The organism is Sporosarcina sp. P3 (assembly GCF_002743415.1).
GTDB classification, from domain to species: domain Bacteria; phylum Bacillota; class Bacilli; order Bacillales_A; family Planococcaceae; genus Sporosarcina; species Sporosarcina ureae_A.
Genome location: NZ_PDZE01000011.1, coordinates 93688 through 101974 on the forward strand (window position 1 = coordinate 93688; position 8287 = coordinate 101974).

Annotated in this window: 9 protein-coding genes; 1 reads left to right on the forward strand and 8 read right to left on the reverse strand. The window is 41.5% G+C overall.

All coding sequences use genetic code 11. The annotated features are described in order from the left end of the window. Positions 1-93: 93 nt before the first annotated feature. The 8 genes from hisC to hisZ form a co-directional block, all read right to left on the reverse strand. Positions 94-1152 (reverse strand): histidinol-phosphate transaminase, encoded by a 1059-nt coding sequence (gene hisC / locus CSV61_RS13385; protein ID WP_099639619.1) that lies wholly within the window; start codon positions 1150-1152, stop codon positions 94-96. Continuing rightward, the gene (gene hisIE, locus CSV61_RS13390) at positions 1145-1795 is read right to left on the reverse strand and encodes a bifunctional phosphoribosyl-AMP cyclohydrolase/phosphoribosyl-ATP diphosphatase HisIE (RefSeq protein ID WP_099639629.1); all 651 of its coding nucleotides are present in this window, start codon (positions 1793-1795) and stop codon (positions 1145-1147) included. The genes hisC and hisIE overlap by 8 nt, the downstream gene beginning before the upstream one ends. Then, positions 1788-2552 (reverse strand): imidazole glycerol phosphate synthase subunit HisF, encoded by a 765-nt coding sequence (hisF, locus tag CSV61_RS13395; RefSeq protein ID WP_099639620.1) that lies wholly within the window; start codon positions 2550-2552, stop codon positions 1788-1790. The genes hisIE and hisF overlap by 8 nt, the downstream gene beginning before the upstream one ends. Further along, positions 2539-3264, reverse strand: coding sequence for a 1-(5-phosphoribosyl)-5-[(5-phosphoribosylamino)methylideneamino]imidazole-4-carboxamide isomerase (gene hisA / locus CSV61_RS13400; RefSeq protein WP_099639621.1), 726 nt, complete (start codon positions 3262-3264; stop codon positions 2539-2541). Before hisA ends, hisF begins: the two co-directional genes overlap by 14 nt. Positions 3265-3444: 180 nt before the next feature. After that, positions 3445-4029 carry an imidazoleglycerol-phosphate dehydratase HisB gene (gene hisB / locus CSV61_RS13405; RefSeq protein ID WP_099639622.1) on the reverse strand — a complete coding sequence of 195 codons (585 nt, stop codon included), beginning with the start codon at positions 4027-4029 and terminating at the stop codon, positions 3445-3447. Further along, positions 4029-5309 carry a histidinol dehydrogenase gene (gene hisD / locus CSV61_RS13410; RefSeq protein ID WP_099639623.1) on the reverse strand — a complete coding sequence of 427 codons (1281 nt, stop codon included), beginning with the start codon at positions 5307-5309 and terminating at the stop codon, positions 4029-4031. Before hisD ends, hisB begins: the two co-directional genes overlap by 1 nt. Beyond that, positions 5306-5941 (reverse strand): ATP phosphoribosyltransferase, encoded by a 636-nt coding sequence (gene hisG / locus CSV61_RS13415; RefSeq protein ID WP_083032630.1) that lies wholly within the window; start codon positions 5939-5941, stop codon positions 5306-5308. Before hisG ends, hisD begins: the two co-directional genes overlap by 4 nt. Further along, positions 5929-7200 (reverse strand): ATP phosphoribosyltransferase regulatory subunit, encoded by a 1272-nt coding sequence (hisZ, locus tag CSV61_RS13420; RefSeq protein WP_099639624.1) that lies wholly within the window; start codon positions 7198-7200, stop codon positions 5929-5931. The genes hisG and hisZ overlap by 13 nt, the downstream gene beginning before the upstream one ends. A 115-nt stretch (positions 7201-7315) precedes the next feature. On the opposite strand from hisZ, the gene CSV61_RS13425 reads away from it, so the two are divergent. Continuing rightward, positions 7316-8110: a histidinol-phosphatase HisJ family protein gene (locus CSV61_RS13425; protein WP_099639625.1), complete on the forward strand. Its 795-nt coding sequence runs from the start codon at positions 7316-7318 to the stop codon at positions 8108-8110. Positions 8111-8287 lie beyond the last annotated feature (177 nt).

The window sequence follows — 8287 nt, forward strand, 5'->3', positions numbered from 1 at the left end:
AAAGCTGATTTAACAAGGTTTTATACTACTTCCTATACATACATGCAAAGAAAAAGCCATTCAGTATTGAATGGCTTTTGATCGATTTATTCATTAAGTTAGTTGTTTAAGCACTTCAAACAGCGTGTTCATCTGTTCGTCTGTACCGATCGAAATACGTAAATACTCACGAATGTCCGCTTGATCAAAGTGGCGTACTAAAATGCCGCGGTCCTTTAATTGTTGATACAACACTTTTGCATCCTTATGCAGAGGTTTTACAAAGACGAAGTTGGCATCTGAAGGCAAAACTTCAAACCCTAATTCTGCTAAAGTTTGGACTGTATATTCACGTGTGCGAATCACTTTATTTGTACTCTCCGTGAAATAGGCATGCTCTACAAATGCAGCAGTAGCCCCTGCCATAGCTAAACGATCAATCGTGTAGGAGTTGAATGAATCTTTGATCCGCGTCAAGCCCGCAATCAATTCAGGTTGTCCCAGTGCGAATCCGACACGCAACCCAGCGAGTGCACGAGATTTAGACGTGGTTTGAATCACAAGTAAATTTGGATAACGATCAATCAGCTTCATCGCAGACGGGCCTGCAAAATCAATATACGCTTCATCAATAATGACTACTTGATCCTGGTTGTTTCGCAAAATGTCTTCGATTACATCCAACTCAGCATAAATACTTGTTGGTGCGTTTGGATTTGGTAAAATGACGCCACCTGGTGAATTATAGAACTGCTTTTTGGGTACTGTAAAATCAGCATTCAACGGCACTTTTTCGTATGAAATATTAAATAGCTTAGAATAGACCGGGTAAAAGCTATAGCTAATTTCAGGGAACTTAATAGTTTTTCCTGGCTCAAAAAACGCCATGAATGAAAATGCCAGTACTTCATCAGAGCCATTACCAACAAACACATGATCTTTTGTCAATCCGTACGTCTCCGCTATCGCGTGACGCAATGGATCTACTGTTGGTGAAGGATAACGCTGTAACGTGTTGCCGTTCAGCTCCTCTTGAATGGCCTGCAATACTTTAGGGCTTGGTGGATACGGATTTTCATTCGTATTTAATTTAATGATATCTGGCTGATTCAACTGCTCACCCGGAACGTAAGGTTCTGTACGGTGCGCAACTGTGCTCAGAAATCTACTCATTGCGCGGCACTTCCTTTTTTGGTCTTCTTTCACGTAGCACTTGCTGAACATCCGTTAGATCTACGTCAAGAATATTCATCAATACAAGCGTATGGTAGACCAGGTCTGCAATTTCATTGGACACTTCTTCTTTATCCGCATTTTTTGCGCCGATTACGACTTCCGTAGATTCCTCTCCGACTTTTTTCAACACTTTGTCGATACCTTCGTTGAATAAATACGTCGTATACGAGCCATCTATCGGATTAGCTTTGCGATCCGCGATTTCGTCGATTACTTCATAGACGACTTCACGTAATGATTCTTCTATTTCCTTTACCGTTGTGAAGAAGCAAGTTTTCTCGCCCGTATGACATGCAGGCCCTTCTGGTGTAACTTGGACTAGCAATGTATCTTGATCACAGTCTACAGATATACGTTGCACTTGCTGTGTATTTCCAGATGTTGCGCCTTTATTCCAAAGTTCCTGTCTGGAACGGCTATAAAACCACGTTTCATTTGTTTCTAACGTTTTTTCAATAGATTCCTTGTTCATATAAGCAAGCATTAGGACTTCACCTGTGCGATCGTCTTGTACAACCGCTGGGATTAGACCTTTGTCGTCGAATTTCAATGCATTGATGTCTAGTGTCATATTAGTCATTCCTAACTGCAATATTTTCTTCTGCTAAGTAATTTTTTAAGTTTCGAATATTGATTTCATTGAAATGGAATACGGATGCGGCCAGGGCTGCATCAGCCTTCCCTTCTGTCAGTACATCTTTAAAGTGTTCAGGTTTTCCTGCACCACCACTTGCGACGATTGGAATATTAACTGCTTCAGCCATAGCACGGTTGAGCGCAAGATTATACCCGTCTTTGACGCCATCTTCGTCTACACTATTGACGACCAATTCACCAGCGCCAAGTGCCTCCATTTTCTTCGCCCATTCAATCGCATCTATCCCTGTTTCTTCCATACCACCTTTTGCATAAACCGACCACTTGTTTTCGCCTTCTTGACGAACATCCATGGATAACATTACACGCTCTGAACCGTATTTATCCGCTACTTCTTTGATTAATTCCGGATTAGTTAAAGCCGCACTATTTATGGAAATTTTATTACCGCCTAGTTCAAACACTTTGTCCACATCTTCAAGCGTACGAATGCCTCCGCCTACGATGAATGGGATCGGTACTTCTTTTGCAATTTCCTCAATTAAATCAAGGAACATACCACGATTTTTTGTCGATGCCGAGATGTCATAGAAGACGAGTTCATCTGCACCATCCGCGACATATTTTTTTGCTAATGTAAGGGGATCTGCCACTTCCTGAACGTCTAGAAATTTCTTTCCTTTTACAACTTTACGATTATCTACGTCCAAACACGGAATGATCTTTTTAGTTGTTGACATGACTGTCGTCCCCCAATAATTTTTTTAAGGATAGATTGCCTTCATATAATGCCTTACCGATAATAGCACCGTACATATCTTCAGCAGCGAGTCGTTTAATATCTTCTTCTGTCGATACACCACCTGATGCGATGATATCAATCGAAGACGCGTCATCCATTATTTTCAGTTCTTCAAAGTTAGGTCCCTGAAGCATGCCGTCTTTCATGATGTCTGTATAGACAACTGTTTTGACGCCAATTTCCGCTAAGTCCTGCAATAAATCAACTGCTCTGACGTCACTTGTTTCGGTCCAACCGTCAGTTGCAACTAAGCCGTTGCGCGCGTCGATTGAGACAGCAATTTTGTCACCGTATTTTTCAACGGCTTTTTTCAAGAATTCAGGATCCTGAATTGCTGCCGTGCCGATAATGACACGTGCGACACCGTTTTGGATATGCGAGTCGACAATGTCCATGTTGCGGATACCGCCACCTACTTGAACAGGTATACTGACTGATTTCGCAATAGCTTCGATAGCCTGTTTGTTGGCGGAGTTTCCTGTTTTGGCACCGTCTAAGTCTACGACGTGGATGTACTCGGCTCCTTGGTTTTGCCATTCCTGTGCCATATTGGTTGGTGAGTCATTGTAAATTATTTCTTGCGCATAGTCACCTTGGATGAGGCGAACGCATTTGCCGTCTCTAATGTCGATTGCTGGGAATAAAATCATCAACTAGTCCTCCTAATAAATGAAGTTTGGATACTACATTGCCACCGTTGATCTGCACTGCGGGTATAGCTTGAGCCCCCTCACTTCGCTGTGGTGTCTCAAGACTAATACGCGGAAATCGTCGCCCGCAGTGAAGATCACTAGAATATCTCTTGGAATTCAAAACCTTTAAATAGTTAATTACAAAGATCCTTTAGTAGAAGGAATCCCTTTTATTTCTGGGTTGATAGTGCTGGCTACGCGTAGGGCACGGCCGAAGCTTTTGAATACGGATTCTATGATGTGGTGTGTGTTCTTTCCGTAGTTCAGATTGATGTGTAATGTGATTTTGGCGTTGTTTGTGAATGCTAGGAAGAATTCTTCAACTAGTTCTGTGTCGAATTCTCCTACTTTGTCTTTCATTCCGTCTACGTTAAAGACGAGGAACGAGCGACCGCTGATATCAATGGATGCAGTGGATAATGCTTCATCCATTGGCGTGGAAACTAGAGCGAAGCGTTCTATTCCTTCTTTTGTACCGATGCATTGGTTGAATAATTGTCCAAGTACGATACCGATGTCTTCTACGGAATGGTGTTGGTCTACTTCAATGTCGCCATCGCACGTAACAGATAGATCAAAACGTCCGTGTTTTGCGAATGCCGTCAACATATGATCAAAGAATCCAACGCCAGTATGAATATTTGTTTTTCCCGTGCCATCTAATGAAAAGTCCATTTCAATAGATGTTTCGCCAGTCTTACGTGTTAGTTGTTGTTTACGCATTAGTATCCTGCCTTTCGTACTTTTATCGAGTTGGCATGTCCTGTTAATTGTTCGGCATCTGCTAATGTAATGACGTCATCTGCCACTTCTGCCAACGCGTCTTCGGAATAGTAAATAATACTCGATTTCTTCATAAAATCATATACGCCTAATGGAGAAGAAAACGCTGCGGTTCCACTCGTTGGTAATGTGTGATTCGGTCCAGCCATGTAGTCCCCCAATGCTTCAGGTGAATGTTGACCTAAGAAGATTGCTCCAGCATTTCGTACAGCTGCCAAGTGCTCCATAGGATGATCAATCATGAGCTCCAAATGTTCTGGCGCTAAACGATTCACAATATCAAATGCTTCATTTAATGAATCCACTATAATGATACGCCCAAATTGTTCTATAGATTGTGTTGCGATTTCTTTACGATCGAGTTCAGCAAGCTGACGTTCTACTTCTTTGGATAGCTCAGTCGCAAATGTTTCGCTGGTCGTGATACATACGGCCGCCGCACGCTCATCGTGCTCTGCTTGAGACAACAAATCTGCTGCTGCATAAATAGGATTCGTATGGGCGTCGGCTACGACACAAATTTCACTTGGTCCAGCAATCATATCGATCGCTACATCACCGAACACCCACTTTTTTGCTCTTGCGACGTATGCATTCCCAGGGCCCGTAATTTTGACGACTTTTTCAATTGTTTCAGTACCGTACGCTAGAGCAGCTATCGCTTGCGCTCCACCTACTTTATAAATTCGATCAACCCCCGCTTCTTTAGCTGCAACTAAAACGTAGGGATTAATCTTGCCATCACGTTGTGGTGGAGTCACCATGGAAATCCGTCCGACTCCTGCAATCTTCGCTGGCAATGCATTCATTAAGACCGTCGACGGATAGGCTGCTTTTCCGCCCGGTATGTAAAGTCCAACACTGTCGATCGGTGTTACTTTCTGACCGAGCATGATGCCTTCATTTGGATTCAAGAACCATGATTGCTCTTTTTGCGCTTCATGATAAGCCGTGATACGCTCTTTTGCTGAACGCAATGCACGGTAGAAATTATCTGCAACTGCTTGTTCTGCTTCATTGATTTCTTCTTCTGTGACAAGCAAACTATCAAGCAACACTCCGTCGAATTGTTCGGTAAAATCCAGAACTGCCTTGTCTCCTTCAGAACGAACTTTGTCGATGATGGAAAGGACATTGCGATCAAATTCTAGATCTGTTTGATTGGAATCGTCGCGTCTTAGTAATTCCTCTGTAAATTCGGCACCACGAATGATCTTCATGAACGCACCTCCAAGCCTTCCTTCATATCTCTGATAAACTGCTGAATATCCTCTGTTTTTGTAGCATAACTCGCTTTGTTGACTATCAAACGAGCGCTGACATCTGCCATCTCTTGTAAGACAACGAGACCATTTTCTTTTAAAGTCGTACCCGTTTCGACGATATCGACAATGACATCTGACATGCCGATCAATGGTGCGAGTTCAATTGACCCGTTCAACTTGATCATTTCCGTACGAATACCTTTTTTATCGAAATACTCTTTCGCAACTAATGGATATTTCGAAGCTACTGTCAGGAATGGTACGTTTTCAACTGGCGTATCAGGATATCCTGCCACCGCCAGCTTACAACGTCCAATTCCTAAGTCCAATAATTCATAGACATCACGAGGATCTTCCATCATGACATCCTTTCCCACAATCCCTACGTCCGCTGCGCCTTTTTCAACGTATACCGGAACATCTACTGCTTTGACAAAGATTAGTTTGATCTTTTGTTTGTCATCATAGATCACAAGCTTCCGGCTTTCATCCGTAAATTCCGAAAAATGCACATCCGATTTTTCAAGGAACTTCATCGCACGTTCCGCTGTACGTCCTTTTGCCATTGCTACTGTTAGATAATCCATTCAGGTGCCCCTTTCTTGCCGGTGATCAAATCAAGCAATTGTTTGAAATCCATGAACTCTTTAGCTTCGTCTTGATTTACTAGTTTATTTTGCTGTTCTGTTAATTGAATTGTATAGAGACTGTCTGTCTGGTGTTTTGCATCGACTATAGGTTTAGAAATGACACGATAGTCACGTTCTCTCAATTCATTCGTAATATCAATTGCGTATTTAATACGGCTTTCTTCATATAATACAATCACATCTATGCTGTATCGTTCTTTCCGTTCTCTAGTAGATGATGCTTTGACTAATGATTCGATTTCACATGCAAAACCGATTGCCGGTAATTTCATGCCAAATTCTTCGCTTAATGCGTCATAACGTCCACCCATTAGTACCGGCTTTCCAAAGTTCTCTACATAGCCTTGGAAAATGATTCCTGAGTAATATCCCATATGGTTGATCAAACCGAGATCGATGACGATATGCTTCCTCAAGCCATATAGTTCAACGATATCGCACGTTCGCTGTAAATACTTGATTGCATTTTGCGCCGATTCACTAACCTGTAAGTTTTGTAGTCTTTCAAACACTACTTCAGGTGCACCGTATAATAGAGGTAATTGCTCAAGTATTTCTTTAATAGAGGGATCTATTGATAATTGCTGTAAGAACGGACCTATTTCCACGACGTTTTTTGCTTGAATCAATGTCTTAAGTTCGGCCGTTTGTTCAGTAGTAATATTAGAGTCCGCTATTAATTCATTGAAGAAACCAGCATAACCAATCTCGATTTTCACATCTGTGAAACCAACGTCTCGTAATGCATGACATGCAAGCATAATTGTTTCGGCATCTGATGCGGGTGAACTCTTGCAGTAGAACTCGACTCCTGCCTGTGTTTTACCGATTCGTTCACTTTCTTGGAATGTCTGCCTAAATACTTCTTGCACATAATAATAACGCATTTCTTCGGGTAAATTATCATTCAACTGTACGAGTTGCTGTGTCAACGGGATCGTGACGTCCGGGCGTAATACGAGTACTTCACCGGTATAGTCAATCACCTTGATCATTTCGTTTTGATTGATTGAGGTACGTACATCGGAATACAGATCATATTGTTCGAATGCGGATGTTTTAATACGCTTATAACCATATGTAGTGAATCGTTTTCCTAATGTGTCGATAATTTTTTCATGCTTTTCATGTTCATTTCCAAGAATTTCAGAATACAAGATATCTTCTACCGCCTTCCATGCAAATATATACTTCATTGCTTTACTACGCTAAAGTTAATTATTACTATAATGGTTATGTAGAGCATTGTCAACTGTTAGTAGCATCGTTCATCTGCTACAATATGTACTATAGAAAAGGAGACTGGATACTATGTTTGATTATCATATGCACAGCGCTTTTTCAGCGGATTGTGAAATTCCGATGGAAGAGATGGCCAAAGCTTCTATTGCTAAAGGCCTTACCGAAATTTGCTTCACCGATCACGTCGATTATGAATACCCAGATGAAACGATTCATTTCGATTTTGACAAACTTGAATATGCACAAAAAATTCTTCAATTGAATGAACAATTTGATGGACAACTGACCATTAAAAAAGGTGTTGAAATTGGCTTGCAACCTGACTTATTGCATCTATACGAGGAATTGATGGACGAGCATAAATTTGATTTCGTCATCTGTTCACTGCACACAGTCGAAAATAAGTCCTTACACTATCGCGAGCTATTTGAAGATCGTTCAACAGAGGCTGCCTTTGAGACGTATTATAAGGAGTTATTGTATTGCGTCCAGAATTATAAGCGTTACAGCGTGCTTGGACATGCGGATTTAATTAAACGCTATACTGATCAGCCGCCAGCCAATTTATTTCATGACTATTTAGAAAAGATCTTCAATACTATTATACCAGAAGGTAAAGGGATTGAACTGAATACTTCGGGAACTCGCTACGGATTGCCACATAATATGCCAAGTGAAGACATTTTGCGTTTGTATAAACAATGTGGAGGCGAAATCATTACACTTGGTTCAGATGCGCATAGAACCTCAGAAATCGCACATGAGTTCAAAGAATCTTTAGAATTATATCAGTCAATCGGCTTTGACTATTTGGCTACATTTACAGAAGGCCAACCTGAATTCCATAAAATTTCTTCTTTATAATAAGTATAGAAAGAGGCTGGGACATAACTATCTCACCCCGTTCCCCTGCACTCCGAAAGGCACGCTTTCCGAGGGGCGTGGCTTGAGCCAAGCGAACAACGTAGGGTTCGCTTTGCCGTATTTCTGTGTACTTTGCAGAAATTAAGGCACCTGTCCAGGGTCTCAAGACGCACGCTG

Coding starts and splice junctions, on each gene's coding strand:
- hisC (WP_099639619.1), bottom strand. CDS start 1,152: ATGAGTAGATTTCTGAGCACAGTTGCGCACCGTACAGAACCTTACGTT.
- hisIE (WP_099639629.1), bottom strand. CDS start 1,795: ATGACTAATATGACACTAGACATCAATGCATTGAAATTCGACGACAAA.
- hisF (WP_099639620.1), bottom strand. CDS start 2,552: ATGTCAACAACTAAAAAGATCATTCCGTGTTTGGACGTAGATAATCGT.
- hisA (WP_099639621.1), bottom strand. CDS start 3,264: ATGATTTTATTCCCAGCAATCGACATTAGAGACGGCAAATGCGTTCGC.
- hisB (WP_099639622.1), bottom strand. CDS start 4,029: ATGCGTAAACAACAACTAACACGTAAGACTGGCGAAACATCTATTGAA.
- hisD (WP_099639623.1), bottom strand. CDS start 5,309: ATGAAGATCATTCGTGGTGCCGAATTTACAGAGGAATTACTAAGACGC.
- hisG (WP_083032630.1), bottom strand. CDS start 5,941: ATGGATTATCTAACAGTAGCAATGGCAAAAGGACGTACAGCGGAACGT.
- hisZ (WP_099639624.1), bottom strand. CDS start 7,200: ATGAAGTATATATTTGCATGGAAGGCGGTAGAAGATATCTTGTATTCT.
- CSV61_RS13425 (WP_099639625.1), top strand. CDS start 7,316: ATGTTTGATTATCATATGCACAGCGCTTTTTCAGCGGATTGTGAAATT.